This window comes from Chitinophaga niastensis, from assembly GCF_003014755.1.
Taxonomy (GTDB): Bacteria; Bacteroidota; Bacteroidia; order Chitinophagales; family Chitinophagaceae; genus Chitinophaga; species Chitinophaga niastensis.
This window is the reverse complement of record NZ_PYAW01000002.1, coordinates 152,344-169,649: the sequence shown is the minus strand read 5'-3', so window position 1 is coordinate 169,649 and position 17,306 is coordinate 152,344. Positions and strand designations below refer to the sequence as shown.

19 protein-coding genes are annotated in these 17,306 nt (G+C 43.4%); 6 read left to right on the top strand and 13 right to left on the bottom strand.

All coding sequences use genetic code 11. The features are described from left to right. Nucleotides 1–106 precede the first annotated feature (106 nt). The 4 genes from CLV51_RS09200 to CLV51_RS09185 all read right to left on the bottom strand — a co-directional run bounded on the left by CLV51_RS09200 (nucleotide 107) and on the right by CLV51_RS09185 (nucleotide 3,039). Entirely contained in the window at nucleotides 107–718 is a 612-nt protein-coding gene (locus CLV51_RS09200) for a fumarylacetoacetate hydrolase family protein (RefSeq protein ID WP_106527760.1), read from the bottom strand. A gap of 53 nt (nucleotides 719–771) precedes the next feature. Then, nucleotides 772–1,353, bottom strand: a complete 582-nt coding sequence (gene pth / locus CLV51_RS09195) for an aminoacyl-tRNA hydrolase (RefSeq protein WP_106527759.1) — start codon at nucleotides 1,351–1,353, stop codon at nucleotides 772–774. A gap of 95 nt (nucleotides 1,354–1,448) precedes the next feature. Next, nucleotides 1,449–2,039, bottom strand: coding sequence for a 50S ribosomal protein L25 (locus tag CLV51_RS09190; protein WP_106527758.1), 591 nt, complete (start codon nucleotides 2,037–2,039; stop codon nucleotides 1,449–1,451). A gap of 37 nt (nucleotides 2,040–2,076) precedes the next feature. After that, nucleotides 2,077–3,039 (bottom strand): ribose-phosphate pyrophosphokinase, encoded by a 963-nt coding sequence (locus tag CLV51_RS09185; protein ID WP_106527757.1) that lies wholly within the window; start codon nucleotides 3,037–3,039, stop codon nucleotides 2,077–2,079. 280 nt (nucleotides 3,040–3,319) lie between these two features. Between CLV51_RS09185 and radC the strand changes: the two genes are divergently transcribed. From radC to CLV51_RS09170, 3 genes are all read left to right on the top strand, one after another. Further along, nucleotides 3,320–4,027, top strand: a complete 708-nt coding sequence (gene radC, locus CLV51_RS09180; RefSeq protein ID WP_106528782.1) for a RadC family protein — start codon at nucleotides 3,320–3,322, stop codon at nucleotides 4,025–4,027. Between the two features lie 137 nt (nucleotides 4,028–4,164). After that, a complete protein-coding gene (locus CLV51_RS09175) occupies nucleotides 4,165–5,151 on the top strand; it encodes a Gfo/Idh/MocA family protein (RefSeq protein WP_106527756.1) in 987 nt (328 codons plus the stop codon). Nucleotides 5,152–5,204: 53 nt separating this feature from the next. After that, entirely contained in the window at nucleotides 5,205–5,543 is a 339-nt protein-coding gene (locus tag CLV51_RS09170) for a hypothetical protein (RefSeq protein WP_106527755.1), read from the top strand. Here the strand turns inward: CLV51_RS09170 and CLV51_RS09165 are convergent. From CLV51_RS09165 to CLV51_RS09150, 4 genes are all read right to left on the bottom strand, one after another. Continuing rightward, nucleotides 5,531–6,214, bottom strand: coding sequence for a 2-C-methyl-D-erythritol 4-phosphate cytidylyltransferase (locus tag CLV51_RS09165; RefSeq protein WP_106527754.1), 684 nt, complete (start codon nucleotides 6,212–6,214; stop codon nucleotides 5,531–5,533). The genes CLV51_RS09170 and CLV51_RS09165 overlap by 13 nt on opposite strands. A 230-nt stretch (nucleotides 6,215–6,444) precedes the next feature. Continuing rightward, nucleotides 6,445–7,494 carry a tRNA preQ1(34) S-adenosylmethionine ribosyltransferase-isomerase QueA gene (gene queA / locus CLV51_RS09160; RefSeq protein WP_106527753.1) on the bottom strand — a complete coding sequence of 350 codons (1,050 nt, stop codon included), beginning with the start codon at nucleotides 7,492–7,494 and terminating at the stop codon, nucleotides 6,445–6,447. A gap of 99 nt (nucleotides 7,495–7,593) precedes the next feature. After that, a complete protein-coding gene (locus CLV51_RS09155; protein ID WP_106527752.1) occupies nucleotides 7,594–9,342 on the bottom strand; it encodes an ABC transporter ATP-binding protein in 1,749 nt (582 codons plus the stop codon). 20 nt (nucleotides 9,343–9,362) lie between these two features. Then, the gene (locus CLV51_RS09150; RefSeq protein ID WP_106527751.1) at nucleotides 9,363–10,133 is read right to left on the bottom strand and encodes an AMP nucleosidase; all 771 of its coding nucleotides are present in this window, start codon (nucleotides 10,131–10,133) and stop codon (nucleotides 9,363–9,365) included. A 95-nt stretch (nucleotides 10,134–10,228) separates the two neighbouring features. Here CLV51_RS09150 and CLV51_RS09145 point away from each other — a divergent pair, with 95 nt between their 5' ends. Continuing rightward, complete coding sequence (locus CLV51_RS09145) at nucleotides 10,229–10,672, top strand: type I restriction enzyme HsdR N-terminal domain-containing protein (RefSeq protein ID WP_106527750.1); 444 nt, start codon at nucleotides 10,229–10,231, stop codon at nucleotides 10,670–10,672. Between the two features lie 420 nt (nucleotides 10,673–11,092). Here the strand turns inward: CLV51_RS09145 and CLV51_RS09140 are convergent, their stop codons facing one another. The 4 genes from CLV51_RS09140 to CLV51_RS09125 all read right to left on the bottom strand — a co-directional run bounded on the left by CLV51_RS09140 (nucleotide 11,093) and on the right by CLV51_RS09125 (nucleotide 14,260). Continuing rightward, nucleotides 11,093–12,511: a Glu/Leu/Phe/Val family dehydrogenase gene (locus CLV51_RS09140; RefSeq protein ID WP_106527749.1), complete on the bottom strand. Its 1,419-nt coding sequence runs from the start codon at nucleotides 12,509–12,511 to the stop codon at nucleotides 11,093–11,095. Between the two features lie 36 nt (nucleotides 12,512–12,547). Beyond that, entirely contained in the window at nucleotides 12,548–12,787 is a 240-nt protein-coding gene (locus CLV51_RS09135; RefSeq protein WP_106527748.1) for a CcmD family protein, read from the bottom strand. Then, nucleotides 12,784–13,446 (bottom strand): cytochrome c biogenesis protein CcsA, encoded by a 663-nt coding sequence (ccsA, locus tag CLV51_RS09130; RefSeq protein WP_106527747.1) that lies wholly within the window; start codon nucleotides 13,444–13,446, stop codon nucleotides 12,784–12,786. Before ccsA ends, CLV51_RS09135 begins: the two co-directional genes overlap by 4 nt. Before the next feature lie 145 nt (nucleotides 13,447–13,591). After that, nucleotides 13,592–14,260, bottom strand: coding sequence for a heme exporter protein CcmB (locus CLV51_RS09125; RefSeq protein ID WP_106527746.1), 669 nt, complete (start codon nucleotides 14,258–14,260; stop codon nucleotides 13,592–13,594). Nucleotides 14,261–14,455: 195 nt separating this feature from the next. Between CLV51_RS09125 and accC the strand changes: the two genes are divergently transcribed. Both accC and CLV51_RS09115 read left to right on the top strand, forming a co-directional pair. Next, on the top strand, nucleotides 14,456–15,946 hold the full coding sequence (accC, locus tag CLV51_RS09120) for an acetyl-CoA carboxylase biotin carboxylase subunit (RefSeq protein WP_106527745.1): 1,491 nt from the start codon (nucleotides 14,456–14,458) through the stop codon (nucleotides 15,944–15,946). Nucleotides 15,947–15,957: 11 nt separating this feature from the next. Continuing rightward, on the top strand, nucleotides 15,958–16,506 hold the full coding sequence (locus tag CLV51_RS09115) for a GtrA family protein (RefSeq protein ID WP_245898673.1): 549 nt from the start codon (nucleotides 15,958–15,960) through the stop codon (nucleotides 16,504–16,506). Between the two features lie 197 nt (nucleotides 16,507–16,703). On the opposite strand, the gene CLV51_RS09110 is transcribed toward CLV51_RS09115, so the two are convergent. Continuing rightward, nucleotides 16,704–17,273, bottom strand: a complete 570-nt coding sequence (locus CLV51_RS09110; protein ID WP_106527744.1) for a thymidine kinase — start codon at nucleotides 17,271–17,273, stop codon at nucleotides 16,704–16,706. Between the last annotated feature and the right edge of the window lie 33 nt (nucleotides 17,274–17,306).

Below are 17,306 nucleotides of genomic sequence, written 5' to 3'. Positions count from 1 at the left end.
TTTAGCGCTTAGTATTTAGCTTTTAGTAAAAATGCAGCGGAGATAAAGTGCTATACTTTCATTTCCGCTGCATTTTTACTAAAAGCTAAATGCTAAGCGCTAAAAGCTATTTAACAGAGAACTCCAGCAAACTATCATTCTCAATAAAAGCTTCAAAGGCATCTCCTATCTCTGTAGGACCAACGCCAGCAGGTGTTCCTGTAAAAATCAGGTCACCAATATTCAGCGTAAAGAACCGGGAGATATAAGCTACCAGGTAATCGAAAGAGAACAGCAGGTCTTTGGTATTACCCGACTGCGCCATTACCTTATTTTTATACAGGCAAAAGTTGATATCTTTCTTATCCATTTCTGGTGTAATGGGTATGAAATTCCCAACTACAGCAGAGTTATCAAATGCCTTGGCTATTTCCCATGGCAAGCCTTTGGCTTTCTGCTGGTCCTGCAGGTCGCGGGCAGTAAAATCTATACCCACAGAAATCTGGTCGTAGTATTTATCTGCAAATTTTTCCTGGACATGTTTGCCATTCTTACTCACGCGCAGTACCAGTTCACATTCGTAATGAAGGTTTTTAGTAAACTCCGGGTAGTAGAACGGGTGACTATTCTGAAGCAGTGCATTCTTAGGTTTCATGAACAACACCGGTTCCGACGGCACTTCGTTTTTTAACTCTTTGGCGTGGTCGGCATAGTTTCTACCTACGCAAATAATTTTCATAATGCGTTTATTTTAAAAGATAAATAAAGCAGATAGCTGTCAGATTTACAAATTTACTTTATAGAAGGAAATGTTAATTTATTACAATCGTTCATGGTACGGGCAAGGCCGATGCTGGCAAAGCTCTCAATAATCTCTGTGCTTTTATCAATTTTCTCCTGCACAACAGCAACTTCCGTATTTTTCCATTTACTCAGCACAAATTCTACCTGCCGGCCCTTAGGATAATTATTACCTACTCCGAAGCGCAAACGTGGATATTGATTGGTAGCCAATGATTCCTGGATACTTTTTAACCCATTATGCCCGGCATCACTACCGCCAGGGCGTAAACGTATTACATCCAGGGGCAGGGCCAGATCATCCACAATTACCAACAGGTTTTCCAGTGGAATCTTTTCCTTGTCCAACCAATATTTGAGGGCTCTCCCACTCAGGTTCATGTAAGTGGTAGGCTTAATAACAATAAACGTCTTTCCTTTCCATTTACATTCCGCTACATCTGCTAACCGGTCGTTTTTGAAAGTAGCATTGTGTTTGGCAGCAAAAGCGTCTGCCACATCAAACCCAATGTTATGACGGGTATTTTTGTATTCGTCTCCAATATTGCCTAATCCTGCTATTAAGTATTTCATTTTACTGGTAGTATTTGGAAGAAAGGCGGATTATTCCAAAATTAAAAAGCCCCTCTAAATTTAGAGAGGCTTTTTTGAAAAATATTTCTAAAAGATTATTTCTTTTTAGCATCTTTTTCAGCAGTTGCTTCTTCCTGACGCAGCTGACGAGTCATTACCACAGACGCGATAGGAATACGTGGAGAGTTGGTAATTTCAATACCTTCAATTTTCACGTCTTCTACACGGATGTTTTCATTCAGTTCCAGGTTATCGATGTTAACTTCGATATTCTCAACCAGGAATTTAGGTAATGCTTTTACTTTCAGTGCTTTCAGTTTGCTAACCAGTTTACCGCCGGCTTTAACACCTGCAGAAGAACCTACCAGTTTGATAGGAATGGTAACTGCTACCGTTTTGTCTTCTACCAGCTCCATGAAATCCACGTGAGCCAATGCATCAGTAACTACATCAAACTGCATATCTTTCAATACACAGATGTAAGTTTTAGCACCTAATTTAATTTCTGCCTTCTGGAAAGCAGGTGTGTAAATCAGTGTTTTGAATGCTTTTGCAGGAGCTGAAAAACTAACAGTTTCTGCACCCCCGTAAATAACGCAAGGCACTTGTTCCTCAGAACGGATCTGGCGGGTGGCTTTTTTGCCGAATTCGCTCCTGAGTTGTCCTTCGATGGTTATTGTTTTCATTGCTTAAACAATTTATGTTGATTATTAAAATACGTTGTTAATCTCCCCGGCGCTGACTGTGAATGAACAGGCTGGTAATAGATTTGTTTTCGTGCATATTGCGGATAGCTACAGCAAAAAGTTCTGCTACAGAAATCACCTTGATCTTGGAACTTTCAGATTTGATAGGAATAGTATCACATACCACTATCTCTTCCAGCACCGAGTTTTCGATATTTTCATACGCCTTACCACTGAATACAGGGTGGGTACAAAATGCACGAACGCTTCTGGCGCCTTTTTCCTTCAACAGGTTGGCTGCTTTAGACAGCGTGCCTGCAGTATCACAAATATCGTCAATGAGCACTATGTTCCTGTCCGTTACATCACCGATCACTACCATGGATGCAATTTCATTGGCACGTTTACGATGTTTGTCGCAAATCACCATTTCTGCATTAAAGTAGGACGCCACTTCACGCACCCTATTGGTGCTACCTACGTCAGGGGACGCAAAGGTAAGATTTTCTAACTTTAAATTCTCTATATAAGGAATAAAAATCGCAGAACTATCCAGGTGATCTACCGGGATATCAAAGAACCCCTGAATCTGTGGTGCGTGTAAGTCCATTGTTATCACCCTGTTAGCTCCTGCTGAAGTAAGCAGATTGGCTACCAGTTTGGATCCAATGGCCACACGCGGCTTATCCTTCCTGTCCTGCCGTGCATACCCGAAATACGGGATTACTGCAGTGATATAGCCGGCAGAAGCACGTTTTGCCGCGTCAATCATCAGCAACAGCTCCAACAGGTTATCTGAAGGTGCACTGGTGCCCTGAATAAGGAAAACATAATCACCACGTATACTCTCCAGGAAAACGGGTTGAATTTCGCCGTCACTGAATTTCTGGATTTTTACTTTGCCAAGACCGCCGTTAAGACCCTTGCCATATTTCTTGGCAATTTTCTCGGCTAATGCTGGATTACTGTTGCCTGTGAAAATTTTTACTGAAGGTTGCATACTAGATACTAGTGGAAAAGAGGTTGCAAAACTATGATTTTTGGGAGTACCAGCCTGAATTTTTTTTCATGCACAACTCTTATAATTGTTTTATAACAACTATAAGCATCAATATATCAATACATTCCGGAACATAAAGTGCAATGAAAAATTTCCATAACGATCTATGCTAAATATAACAATTTTATAAGGACAAGCATCCGATAATGAATAAAAATGTTAGCGGGAGATGAATAATTCCGCAGACGGATTCGTATATTTGGTTAAACGGAATAAAGTCATGTTTGTTAATGTTAACCCGGTTCCCCACCAGGCCATACATAAATGGCCCGAGAACGAAAAACCAAGAGAAAAGCTTGTTAATATTGGCGCTACCGCCCTCAGCGATGCAGAATTGCTGGCCATCCTGCTGCATACCGGCCATAAAAGTAAGTCAGCACTGGAACTGGCGAAAGAAATCCTGCGCCTGGCCAATAACAACCTGTCTGAATTGGGAAAAATAAATGTAAAACAGCTACAGAAGCTACGCGGTATGGGATATGCCAAAGCGGTTACTGTTATGGCAGCCATGGAATTGGCCCGCAGAAGACAGGCCGGTAGCATCGACAAAAAAACAGTGATCAATAACGGTTCAGATGCAGCCCTGTTCTTCAAACCCATGCTGGCAGATCAGTACCACGAAACATTTTATGTGATGTTTCTCAGCAACGCCAATAAAGTACTCCATTACCGGTGCATCAGCAGCGGCGGTATGACCAGCACCATAGTGGATCCCAAAATTATTTTCCGTGAAGCACTGGAAGCACATGCTACCAAACTACTGCTTTGCCACAACCATCCCTCCGGAAGCCTGCGCCCCAGCCAGGCAGATATCCGCATTACACATAAAATAAAAGACCTTGGGCAACTCTTTGACATTGACGTACTTGATCATATCATTGTATCTGAAACCGGCTACTATAGCCTCGTAGAAGAAGGTATCATATAATACCACAAAAAGCGTTTACTTTATTTTCTGGCGGTTGATTCTGCCAGCACATTTTCTGTTGAAATCAAATAAACAAATATCAAAATAACCAAATCCCAAAATCTGATTACTTTCGCACATATTTATTCAGTTCCCATATGCTCAAAATAGGACTCTTCGGAGTAGGACATTTAGGTAAGATACACCTCTCTCAGCTGGCCACCATGAAAGATGTAGAAGTAGTAGGCTTCTATGATCCCAGCAACACAAATGCTGCCAGCATTTCAGAGCAATATAATATCCCCCGTTTTACCATAGCGGAAGAGCTCATACAGGTAGTAGATGCTATTGATATTGTTGCTCCTACTACCCTGCACTATAAATTGTGTGAACTGGCCATTCGCAACGGCAAACACATATTTGTGGAAAAACCCATGACCAACACCATGGAGGAAGCTAAAACACTGGTAAAACTAGTGGATGAAGCCAATATCAAATTCCAGGTAGGACATGTGGAACGCTTCAACCCTGCCTTCCTGGCACTAAAAGGATATGACCTGAAACCCATGTTCATTGAAGTGCATCGCCTGGCAGAATTCAACCCCCGCGGCACCGATGTAAGCGTAATCCTGGATCTTATGATCCACGACATTGACATCGTGCTGAGTATCGTGAAATCTACCGTAAGCCGCATATCCGCCAGCGGTGTAGCCGTTATGAGCGACACTCCCGATATTGCCAACGTACGTATAGAATTCCATAACGGTTGTGTAGCCAACCTCACTTCCAGCCGCATCTCCCTGAAGAAAATGCGGAAAATGCGCCTGTTCCAGAAAGATGCCTACATCGGTATCGACTTCCTGGATAAGAAAACAGAGATCATTAAATTAAAAACACCGGAAGACGAAGGACTATTTACCCTGGATATAGAAACCAACAGCGGCAAAAAAACCATCGCAATAGATAATCCGGAAATCAAACAATCCAATGCTATCCGCATGGAACTGGAGATGTTCCGCGACAGCATCCTGCAAAACAAGCCAGTAGTTGTAAATGCTATAGATGGCCTGCAGGCAATGGATGTAGCACACCAAATACTACAAAAAATAAATAAAGGCCTGTCTGAAACAGCAGCAGCCAAATAATATGCCTGTAACTAAAGCCGCTGAATGCCCGTTTAAATAACAAATCAACCAAAATGAAACTTATTTATCCCGGGCTCGCAGCGGCTTTATGTTTATCGTCCTGTATTACCGATCCGCCAACTGAGCCAATTACCTCAAAAGAAATGAGGTACCAGGAAACCTTCTGTAATAATCCCTGGGGCAAGGCACAAACCACCACTATTGATACCATTGCAGCTTTTTTAGCTGCCCGGAAAATAAATGGTACTCACTTAAATCTCTATGGAAAAGTATTTGACGGGGTTACCATTCCCAACGCTAATTGCGATACCCTAACCGGCCGCCTGGTAACATTCCAGGTATTTTTTGCAGATACTGCCAAAGCCAGATCAGTAGGATTTTATAATTTCTGATCAGCCAGCAGCGCCTCCGCAATCGTAAGATCCAGTGGTTTGGTAATTTTGATATTGGACTCCTCGCCTGCTACCAGGTACACCTGATGCCCCAAACGCTCTACTACGGTAGCTTCATCTGTAAACAACGGATCATAGGGTAATTCAAAAGCAGGTAAGATCAGATCAGAAAGAAAAGTTTGCGGCGTCTGGATAATTTTGAAATGATCACGGTCAACAGCCACATTCTTATCTGCTTTTATCTCCCGGATACTATCTTTCATATCAATCACAGGAATGGCGCTACCATGGCTTAATGCCGCTTCATAACAACTACGGATCAACGTAGCAGATATCAATGGCCTCACACCGTCATGTACAAACACAACGGCATCATCATTTACCTGCTGCAACCCATTTTTCACAGAATGAAAACGGGTGCTGCCACCTTTTACTATCGTGATATCGGGGATATGATCAAAGGCCTGTAATAAACTGTTGGCATAAGTGAAATGCGCCTCCGGTAGTACCAGTATTATTTTCATATCCTGGTAAGCGTTGGCAAAAGCCGCTATAGTGTGATATAACACGGGTTTCCCGGCCAGTTCCAGGAACTGTTTGGGTACGGCGCTCTGCATCCGGGTGCCGGTGCCGCCAGCTACAATGATGGCAATTTTTTTCCGAGGTTCCATGTAAGTAATAGTTAAATTGTCTTACTCAGGATTAAACTGATTTTGATGATTACCCTGATCTTATTATTGCTTATTCATGACCCATTTTGATTTTTATAAGTCTACTGAAAAAGATCCGGATCTTTTTATAAAAAAATCAGGGTAATCAGCATAATCAATCTAATCCTGAGAAAGACAAAACAAAAAATCCTCTGCCAAAGGCAGAGGACTCTTGTTAATTTCAGTTATCATCAAACGATCAGCATGGCATCACCATAGCTGAAGAAACGGTATTTCTCTTTAATGGCCTGCTGATATGCTTCCATGATCAGATCGTATCCTGCAAAAGCGCAGGTCATGATCAGTAAGCTGGTCTTAGGCAAGTGGAAGTTCGTTACCAATGCATTTGGAATAGCAAACTCGTAAGGCGGATGAATGAACGTGTTGGTCCATCCTTCTGCAGCTTTCAAAAGGTTCTGTGCAGTTACAGAAGATTCTACAGCACGTACGGAAGTAGTACCAATAGCGCAGATCCTGCGGTTTTCTTCTTTCGCTTTATTCACAGTTTTTACGGCGTGGTCTTCAATATGAAAATACTCCGCATCCATTTTGTGCTTGCTCAGATCTTCCACCTCAATAGGGCGGAAAGTACCTAAACCAGTGTGCAGCGTTACTTCTGCAAACTTAACACCTTTGATTTCCAGGCGTTTGATCAACTCACGGCTGAAGTGCAAACCTGCAGTAGGTGCAGCTACAGCGCCTTCGTACTTAGCATACACTGTTTGATAACGCTCTTTATCTTCATCTTCCGGTTTACGTTTGATATACTTAGGCAACGGTGTTTCTCCCAGCAGGTCTAATATCTGTTTGAATTCATCGTCATTACCTTCAAATAAGAAACGAATAGTACGACCTCTTGAAGTGGTGTTATCAATTACCTCTGCCACCAGCGACTCATCATCGCCAAAATACAACTTGTTACCTACACGGATCTTACGTGCCGGGTCAACAATTACATCCCACAAACGGTTTTGCTTGTTCAGCTCACGCAACAGGAATACCTCGATTTTCGCTCCCGTTTTCTCTTTGCGACCATACAACCTTGCCGGAAATACCTTGGTATTGTTCACAATCATCACATCCTTATCGTTGAAATAACCGAGGATGTCTTTGAATACTTTGTGCTCAATCTTGCCAGTATTACGATGTACCACCATTAAACGTGATTCATCTCTTGTCTTGGTAGGGTGCTGTGCGATCAGATTTAAAGGAAGATCGAATTTGAACTGTGATAGTTTCATATTACGGTATGAATAAATTTTAGAGGGTGCAAAGCTACCGATAATTATCTATTTTGTCAAAAAATGATCAACAAAGGATAAATATCAGCTAATTATATATTACAATCCTTTCGGAATGGCTGCAATTAACTGTTGTGTGTATACATTTTGCGGATGATTGTATACCGCATCAGCAGCCCCGGTTTCTACTATTTTACCCTTTTGCATCACCATCATCCGGTCGCTGATAAAACGCACCACGGATAAATCATGGGAGATAAATATGCAGGTAAACCCCAGCTCCTCCCGCAAACGAATCAGTAAATTCAGCACCTGGGCCTGGATACTTACGTCCAGCGCAGCTACCGATTCATCACAGATGATGAAAGACGGATCTACCGCCAGCGCCCTGGCTATCACAATACGCTGCCGTTGGCCGCCTGAAAACTCATGCGGATAACGATTAAAATGATCGGGATGCAGATTTACCTTCTCCAGTAATTCAAATACCTTTTCTCTTTGTGCACGTTCATTGCCATATAAGCCATGTACCTGCATAGGTTCCAGGATGGCAGATCCTATGGTTTGCCGGGGATTCAGTGAGGCGTACGGGTCCTGGAAAATAAGCTGCATATCCTTGCGCAAATCCCGCATACCACTGTTGGATAAACTCCGCAAATCCCGTCCTTTATAAACAATACTCCCGCCGGTTGGTTCTATCAATCTTAGTAAAGATCTTCCCAGCGTGGTTTTACCACAGCCCGATTCCCCCACCAGGCCCAGTGTTTCACCCGTGACCACAGAAAAACTCACATCATCTACCGCTTTAGCCCATTGCAGCACCTTGCCTGTAATACTTCGCTTAAGCGGAAACCAGGTTTGCAGATGATGCACTTCCAGCAAAGGAGGCGCTGCGGCCAGTACCCGCTCCCGTGCCTGTAAAGCGGCATCGCTTACAACAAGTGAGTTAACCAGCTCCTGTATGGCACCGGCTTTTTCGTGTATCTGTCCACGTGAGTCTGTTTCCATAAAATCACGTGTAACGGGAAGTCTTGTTAAACGCTTATCCAATGGCGGCCGGCAAGCCAGCAACCCTTTGGTGTAAGGATGTTTTGGATGCAGGAATACCTCTTTCACGGTACCTTCTTCTACAATATCTCCTTTATACATGACTATTACTCTTTCGGCAATTTCTGCCACCACACCCAGATCATGTGTAATAAAGATCACGCTCATATCCATTTGCTGCTGTAACTCCCGCAGTAATTCCAGGATGGCTTTCTGAACAGTTACATCCAGTGCAGTAGTGGGTTCGTCGGCAATGAGCAGGCGTGGATGACAGGATATAGCCATCGCAATCATCACACGTTGCTTCTGACCACCGGATAATTCATGTGGATAACGATCCATGATACCGGCAGAATCCGGCAGTTTTACTTTTTGGAATAAAGCAATCACCTGTTCCCGTGCGGCTTTATGGCCAATTTTATTATGCAGCCGGATAGCCTCTGCTACCTGCGCTCCGCAAGTATGCAGGGGATTAAGGGAAGTCATGGGTTCCTGGAAAATCATGGCTATTTCGTTACCACGATAGGCCCGCATGGCAGCATCCGGTAGCTGCAGGAGGTTAACGGCAGCAGCATCGGCAGACTGGTAAAGGATTTCTCCGCTGGTTATTTTCCCGGGCAACTGTATCAGGCGCATCAGCGAGAGAGCGGTAACAGACTTACCCGAACCGGATTCTCCCACTACGCCTACAATTTCTCCTTTTCCAATGGAAAGGGAAATATGATTTACAGCTGTAATTGTTGTGTTATTGGCCTGGAAGGTTACTTCCAGATCTTGTATCTCTACCCGCGTGGAAAGCATACCCGGAAGATACAACAATTCTAAAAACGCAGGTGCCTTACTGTCTGATGGCTTTCAATCAGCTTCTGCAGGGAATCTATCCCGATTTTCAGATGACGCTCTACAAATTTGTTGGTCACTTTCTTATCGCTTTCTTCTGTTTTTACACCTTCAGGTACCATCGGCTGATCTGATACGAGTAATAAAGCACCGGTAGGAATTTTATTAAAGAAGCCTACAGAAAAGATGGTGGCCGTTTCCATATCTACTGCCATTGCCCTGATCCTTTCCAGGTACTCTTTAAACGCGGCATCATGTTCCCATACACGACGGTTGGTAGTATAACAGGTGCCTGTCCAGTAATCATGACCGGAATCGCGGATGGTGGTAGAGATGGCCTTTTGCAGCGCAAATGCGGGCAGTGCGGGCACTTCCGGCGGGAAATAATCATTGCTGGTACCTTCGCCGCGTATAGCCGCAATCGGTAGTATCAGGTCGCCGATATTGTTCTTCTTTTTAAGTCCTCCGCATTTACCGAGGAATAATACTGCTTTGGGAGAGATCGCAGAGAGCAGGTCCATTACAGTAGCCGCACCGGGACTACCCATACCAAAGTTAATAATAGTGATATCACCTGCAGTGGCACATTGCATAGGTTTACCCTGACCAACAACAGGAACATCGTTCCATTCGGCAAACATATTTACATAATTACTGAAGTTGGTGAGGAGGATGTGGGAACCAAATTCGTCCAGTTTCTCACCTGTGTAGCGGGGCAGCCAATTAGCTACAATTTCTTCTTTTGTCTTCATAGCCTTTTGACAAGCAAATATAAGGTTTTGTTCGCTAACCTCAATATTATCCTATTGTGGCTATCTTCGCAATATCATTAAAAATAAGTTGCACCTTGATCGTCATCAACTTCCCGGCTCCCGATTTTAAAATTACCAGCGAAGGCAATAAGGAATTGATCTTTGACCGCTTTCGCAAAAAGTATGTTACACTTACACCGGAAGAATGGGTAAGACAAAATTTCCTGAATTACCTGGTAAAAACGTTGCAATACCCGGCATCCCTGATAGGTATCGAAAAAGAGATTTTTTTAGGAGAGATGAAGAAACGATTTGATATCGTTATTTATAACCGGGAGATGCAGCCCTGGATGCTGGTAGAATGCAAAGAAATGAATGTGCCCCTTACTGAGCAAACCATGCAACAGGTGATACGATACAATATGGTGATACCGGCTACTTACCTGGTGATTACCAACGGCGTCAATACCTTTTGCGGGAACTACCTGGCAAACGAAAGGCAGTGGCGGTTTTTGAACAATATGCCGCCGTTTGCCTGAGTGAGATTGTCTTTCCCAGGATTAGACTGATTATGCTGATTACCCTGATTATTTTTTTTTGATTTAAAAAAGATTAGCGAAGATCTCAGCGGATATTGTCTGAACCAGGATTTAACAGATTGAATGGATTACCCTGATGGATGCCGAAGATCTTAGCGTAAATATTCGCTGGTATCTTCTCAATCCTACAACATAACACCCATCAGGGTAATCCATTCAATCTGTTAAATCCTGGTTCAGACAATATCCGCTGAGATCTTCGTTAATCTTTTTAAATCCTTCAAAACTCAGAAAAAATAATCAGAGTAATCAGTATAATCAGCCTAATCGGGAGAAAGACAAAATCCTGGGAAAGACAAAACCTCCGCCAAAGGCGGAGGCTTCACTAGCTTTATGACAATCAATAACTCTTTGTATGCATCAAGGGAAGATACCCAGTTGCTCGTAAGCAGCACCCACCTTGTTGATAGCACATACATAAGCAGCTGTACGCATATCATGGATTTGCGGGTTAGCCATCATTACATCACGTACTTCATGCAGGGCAGCGTGCATGGTTTCTTCTAAACCAGAGTAAACCAGGTCTACTTCATCCGCACCGTGACCAATGAATTTTCTTTCTTTATCAGATACTTTTTTACCGGTCAGGTCTTCGATGGTTTGCAGGATATGAATGTTCATATTTTCATCAAAGCGTTTGCCCAAACGACCATAACGCACATGGCTCAGGTTCTTCAACCACTCAAAATAAGAAACGGTAACACCGCCGGCATTCAGGAACATATCCGGAACAACGATCACCCCTTTCTTATTCAGGATCTCATCTGCTTCAGGCGTTAACGGACCGTTAGCTGCTTCACCAATGATCTTAGCCTTTATGTTAGGAGCGTTGTGTTTATCAATTACATGTTCCAGTGCAGCAGGGATCAGGATTTCGCAATCCAGTTCCAGGCCGTCTGTATTTTTGCTGAGGTTAGTAGCGCCGGGGAAGTTGATGATAGAACCCGTTGCTTTTTTGTGTGCCTGCACTTCTTCAGGATTGAGGCCATGTTCATTGAAGATAGCGCCATCCCACTCGATGAGGCAGATAACTTTAGCACCTGCTTCGTGGAAATATTTGGCAGCATGGTAACCTACGTTACCCATACCCTGTACAATTACCCGCTTACCTTCGATACCGGTAGTCAATCCTAAGCGATCCATGTCTTCCTTGATGTTGCACAGTTCGCGCAAACCGTAGAATACACCTAAGCCGGTAGCTTCTGTACGACCGCGTACACCGCCCTGAGAAACAGGTTTACCGGTAACGCAACCATAACCATCAATTTCACCCGGACGTAAGCTCATGTAAGTATCCAGGATCCAGCTCATTTCTCTTTCGCCGGTTCCGTAATCAGGCGCAGGAACGTCTGTACCTGGTCCGATAAAGTTTTTCTTTACCAGTTCCGCGGTATAACGGCGGGTAATAGCTTCCAGCTGGAAGGGCGTATAGTTGCGGGGATTGATTTTCAAACCACCTTTAGCACCACCAAAAGGCACGTTCACGATCGCGCATTTATAGGTCATGAGGGAAGCCAATGCCATCACTTCATCCTGGTTCACTTCTTCGCTGAAGCGGATACCACCTTTACATGGCAGTTTGTGATGAGAGTGTTGCACACGATAAGCTTCAATTACCTGTACAGAATCACCTATCCGTACCGGAAATTTGATCTGGTACACTGCATTACAGGCTTTGATCTGCTCAAGGATACCTTTGTCCCATTTAGTAAATGCAGCGGCTTTATCGAAGCTTTTTTCCACACTCTGGAAGAAGCTATAATGCTGATCTTGCGACATAATTTATTGTTTTGGTATAACGATTAGATTATTTTTCTATGGATTATTCTTGTCTCTTTTCTCCAGTTTGCCAATCTTTCGGTCCAGGTTAATAAGGAATAGCACAATTCCCAGGAAGATGATCACTAAAACACCTACAATCACGTAAATTTTATCGTTGCTACGGAAAAATTCATTGACCGGGCCCGATTCTGTATTCTGTTGTTGTGCATTTGCCAGTACGGAGATGAATAACAAGGCCAGGGTCAGGCAAAATGAAAACGCTTTGTTGATCATTTAAAAATATTTTTAAGCTGTAATTTCTTGTAACGTACCACCAATGAAAATATCCACACACTGAGCAACGTCCAGCCAATAAAGGCAGGGTACAGCACCATTTTCATTCCACCGTCTGTATCTTTTGATGCAAAACCGGGGGTAGTAGCACTTCCCGGATGCAGCGAATCTACCATGCGGGGAATGATATAAGTAAGCGGAATCAGTAAGGCAAAAGCAAAAATGTTGAAAACTGCGGATATGCGTGCCCGTTTGTCGATATCATGAATAGACATGCGCAATACCAGGTATGCCATGTAGATCAGGATAGCGATGGCCGTGCACATCTGCTTGGGATCATCGGTGAGTGTACCACCCCAGGTATAGGTTGCCCAGAGCGTACCCGTTGCAAATCCCAATACACCAAAGAAAGTACCTACTCCGGCAGCGCTGGAGGCGATCACATCTTTCTTTAAATCATATTTCGACAAAAAAAGCAGGGAGTAAATAATTGACACGGTAAACATGGTATACATACATATCCACATCGGTACGTGAAAGAACAATCCTCGGGATGATTGTCCGTTGGTTCCTATTATAGGTATTTTAACAGTGAACCCGGCGATAATTACATATAAAAGAAGCAGTATCGCTAATGCTTTCCACCAATGTCTGGCCATTTTTTAACAGCTATATTCGGGGGCAAACCTACACGTTTTAAAGCTAATCACAAAGATTTTCGGGGATTTTAAGTTTATCCAACAGCAGCAAATCCCTGTTAAATATCCTTTATAGAAGTGAGCTTTTCGTTTGATATTTCTAATTTTAGTCTTTCCACAGGAACGGGAAAAGTATCATAGTCAGCGCAATAACGAGGATGTCCATGCCCCCCAGCAGGAGGAACATTTTGGGCAATCCTGGCTGATATACCATTACAAAAGCCGACAAAGAGATGTTTGCCAGCAGCATTAATACGGGCATGATCAGGGGGAAACCCATCACCGCCATGAGCGCAGCGTTATGATTGGCCTGGGCTGCAATGGCAGCCAGCATAGTGAATAACAGCGATAAGCTGATCCCGCCCAGCAATACCATACCAATAAAATATAGTGCATTAACAATGGGATTACCCAGAAAAGCAATGCTGCAAATCAGTGCTATCAGGCTCATCAACGTCATTAATATCACATTATAGATCAGTTTGGCCGCTATAAAGCAACGGGGATGTACCAGGGAATAGAAGTATAACAAGCGGCCACGGCTCTCCTGCATGAAACTTTTAGCAATGGCATTTACCGCCACAAACAGCTGTATCACCCAAAACAGGGCGTTCCATACTTTATCATCCGGGCGGCCCATCATCAGATTAATGACAAAAACGGTAGATACAATATAGAGCAGCACCCCGTAAAATGCATACTGCTGGCGTAATTCCAGTGTAAGATCCTTTTTTACAAGGGTTAATGTTTGATGTATCGGATTGCTTTTTTTCATGGTAAGGCGCAAAGATAGCTATTAGCGGTTAGCTTTTAGCCATTAGCCATTAGCCAATAACGAATATATCTCTGTTTAAAATCTGTCAAAACTAACAACTAATGGCTAAAAGCTAAAAGCTGTATATTAGCCCCCTGTTTAAAAAATGCTTCTGGCTTCCGGGCTAAAAGCTACTTGCTAAAAGCTAAAAGCGATATGAATAAAATCCTGGTTGCTAATCGTGGGGAAATAGCATTACGCATTATGCGTTCTGCACGTGAGATGGGAATAAAAACTGTAGCAGTATATTCCGAGGCGGATCGTACAATGCCTTTTGTACAATATGCAGATGAAGCAGTATGTATTGGTCCGGCTCCTTCCAATAAATCCTATTTACTGGGCGATAAAATCATTGCCGTAGCAAAAGAAAAAGGGGCGGATGGCATCCATCCGGGATATGGTTTTTTAAGTGAAAACGCCCGTTTTGCTCAACAGGTAACGGATGCAGGTATTATTTTCATAGGTCCGTCTGCCGCCTCCATTGAAGTAATGGGAAGCAAGCTGGCTGCCAAACAGGCGGCACAGAAATTTGGTGTACCTATGGTGCCGGGCACAGAAACACCGCTGCGTAGTGTGGAAGAAGCCCATGAAGTAGTAAAAAAGACCGGGTTTCCTATTCTCATCAAAGCCTCAGCAGGTGGAGGTGGTAAAGGAATGCGGGTAGTAAATGCTCCCGAAGAACTGGATGAACAGATCAGGATGGCTAAAAGCGAAGCCCTGAGCGCCTTTGGTGATGATGCTGTTTTTATAGAGAAATATGTGGGATCTCCCCGCCATATAGAGATACAGATACTGGGCGATCGTCACGGTAACTGTGTATACTTATTTGAAAGAGAGTGTTCTATTCAGCGTCGCCACCAGAAGCTGATAGAAGAAGCCCCCTCTTCCTGTCTTACGCCTGCTGTCAGGGCTGCTATGGGCCAATGTGCGGTAGATGTAGCCAAAGCCTGTAACTATTATGGTGCCGGCACGGTGGAGTTCCTGGTAGATGAACACCTGAATTTTTATTTCCTGGAGATGAATACCCGTTTGCAGGTAGAACATCCTGTAACAGAGCTGATCACGGGGCTGGACCTTGTAAAGGAACAGATCAGGATAGCCCGTGGCGAAAAATTAGCTTTCACACAGGATAGTCTGAAAATAAACGGCCATGCTATAGAACTGCGCATCTGTGCAGAAGATCCTGCTAATAACTTTTTGCCGGATACCGGTAAGCTGGAAACATACATCCGGCCACAAGGGTATGGGGTGCGGGTAGACGATGGCTACGAACAGGGCATGGATATCCCTATCTACTATGATCCTATGATTGCCAAACTCATAGCCTGGGGCAGCGACCGGGAAGAAGCCAGGCATCGTTTGCTGCGTGCTATTGAGGAATACCAGGTAAAAGGCATCCGGACCACCCTCCCCTTTGGGCACTGGGCTTTACAGCAGCCCGCATTTATAGAAGGAAAGTTTGACACAAATTTTATAGGTAAATATTTTACCCCTCAATCGCTGCAGGAGCAGCCCGAAGAAGTGAATAAACTGGCGGCCATCCTGGCTGCGCAGATATGGCAGCAACATAACATAGTTTTACAGGAAGCGGCAGGTAGTGCTATTAACCAATCCTCTGCCTGGAAAAAAAGAAATATGTTAAGATAAAGCCCTATAAGATGTTAACTTTAGTTAAAGTGTTTTCCAAAAAGCGGAAAACGACTAACTTTGCGCCAATTTTTTTTATGATACGTAACATCATTTTACAGATTATTGACTTCTTCTATCAGCCTTTTGCAAAGTTGATGCCTTTGCAAACCTTCCGCTACCTTGCCTGTGGCGGGGGCAATACGATGCTGGATATATTTCTGTATTTCGTATGTTATAATTTTGTGCTGCATCAGCAAATGGTACATCTGCCCCTTTTTAGCATGAGTGCGCACATTGCAGCCCTGTTCATGTCTATGGCAGTTACTTTCCCTACCGGCTTTTTACTGAGTAAATACGTGGTTTTTTCGGAATCCAATTTGCGCGGACGCATACAATTGTTCCGTTACTTCGTGCTGGTAGCTATCTGCATTATGCTGAACTATGTATTTATGAAGCTGTTTGTAGACCAGCTGCATCTTTATCCTACTGTTGGTAAGATCTGTACTACCGCGCTGGTGGTTATTTTCAGCTATCTCACACAAAAGAAATTTACGTTTAAGGTAAAACAGACGCGGTGATTTTGTCTTTCCCAGGATTAGGCTGATTATACTGATTACCCCGATTTTATTTTTTTGATTTTGAAAGATTTTAAAAGATTGGCGAGGATCGAAGCGGATATATTCGCTTTAATCTTCGCCAATCTTTTTTATAATCAAAAAAATAAAATCGGGGTAATCAGTATAATCAGCCTAATCCTGGGAAAGACAAAATCCGCTCAGACATTTTCGTAGTAACAATGCCGACACCTTGGCTCATAAATATCCTTCTCTCCCAGCAACAAAGTTTCCTTTGAAGCAGATTTACGGTAAGAGTAATTAGCAATATGGCCACATTTCACGCAGATGGCGTGCAGTTTGGTGATATAATCTGCCTTTGCCAGCAGAAAAGGCATCTGTCCGAATGGTTTGCCGGTATAATCCATATCCAGACCGGCAATGATTACGCGGATACCACGGAGTGCCAGCTGATCACATACGTTAGGCAACTCATCGTCAAAGAATTGTGCTTCGTCAATGCCCACTACGTCTACTTCCTGGGCCAGCAACAGTATTTGCTGGGAATTTTCTATCGGTGTGGAAATGATTTTATTTTCATCGTGAGATACGATGCTGCCTTCATCATAACGCGTATCAAGTGCGGGTTTAAAGGTTTCCACCTTTAAATTGGCGATGCGTACACGTTTCAGCCGGCGGATCAGTTCTTCGGTTTTTCCCGAGAACATAGAGCCGCAAATTACTTCGATCCAGCCCCTCCGTCCTCCTGCAAGAGAAGGTTCAATAAACATATTATACTAATTTGATTATTAATTAATTAAAAT

Coding starts and splice junctions, on each gene's coding strand:
- CLV51_RS09150 (WP_106527751.1), bottom strand. CDS start 10,133: ATGAAGACAAAAGAAGAAATTGTAGCTAATTGGCTGCCCCGCTACACA.
- CLV51_RS09170 (WP_106527755.1), top strand. CDS start 5,205: ATGAAACTTATTTATCCCGGGCTCGCAGCGGCTTTATGTTTATCGTCC.
- radC (WP_106528782.1), top strand. CDS start 3,320: ATGTTTGTTAATGTTAACCCGGTTCCCCACCAGGCCATACATAAATGG.
- CLV51_RS09135 (WP_106527748.1), bottom strand. CDS start 12,787: ATGATCAACAAAGCGTTTTCATTTTGCCTGACCCTGGCCTTGTTATTC.
- pth (WP_106527759.1), bottom strand. CDS start 1,353: ATGAAATACTTAATAGCAGGATTAGGCAATATTGGAGACGAATACAAA.
- ccsA (WP_106527747.1), bottom strand. CDS start 13,446: ATGGCCAGACATTGGTGGAAAGCATTAGCGATACTGCTTCTTTTATAT.
- accC (WP_106527745.1), top strand. CDS start 14,456: ATGAATAAAATCCTGGTTGCTAATCGTGGGGAAATAGCATTACGCATT.
- CLV51_RS09200 (WP_106527760.1), bottom strand. CDS start 718: ATGAAAATTATTTGCGTAGGTAGAAACTATGCCGACCACGCCAAAGAG.
- CLV51_RS09165 (WP_106527754.1), bottom strand. CDS start 6,214: ATGGAACCTCGGAAAAAAATTGCCATCATTGTAGCTGGCGGCACCGGC.
- CLV51_RS09155 (WP_106527752.1), bottom strand. CDS start 9,342: ATGCTTTCCACGCGGGTAGAGATACAAGATCTGGAAGTAACCTTCCAG.
- CLV51_RS09115 (WP_245898673.1), top strand. CDS start 15,958: ATGTTAACTTTAGTTAAAGTGTTTTCCAAAAAGCGGAAAACGACTAAC.
- queA (WP_106527753.1), bottom strand. CDS start 7,494: ATGAAACTATCACAGTTCAAATTCGATCTTCCTTTAAATCTGATCGCA.
- CLV51_RS09190 (WP_106527758.1), bottom strand. CDS start 2,039: ATGAAAACAATAACCATCGAAGGACAACTCAGGAGCGAATTCGGCAAA.
- CLV51_RS09175 (WP_106527756.1), top strand. CDS start 4,165: ATGCTCAAAATAGGACTCTTCGGAGTAGGACATTTAGGTAAGATACAC.
- CLV51_RS09140 (WP_106527749.1), bottom strand. CDS start 12,511: ATGTCGCAAGATCAGCATTATAGCTTCTTCCAGAGTGTGGAAAAAAGC.
- CLV51_RS09125 (WP_106527746.1), bottom strand. CDS start 14,260: ATGAAAAAAAGCAATCCGATACATCAAACATTAACCCTTGTAAAAAAG.
- CLV51_RS09185 (WP_106527757.1), bottom strand. CDS start 3,039: ATGCAACCTTCAGTAAAAATTTTCACAGGCAACAGTAATCCAGCATTA.
- CLV51_RS09110 (WP_106527744.1), bottom strand. CDS start 17,273: ATGTTTATTGAACCTTCTCTTGCAGGAGGACGGAGGGGCTGGATCGAA.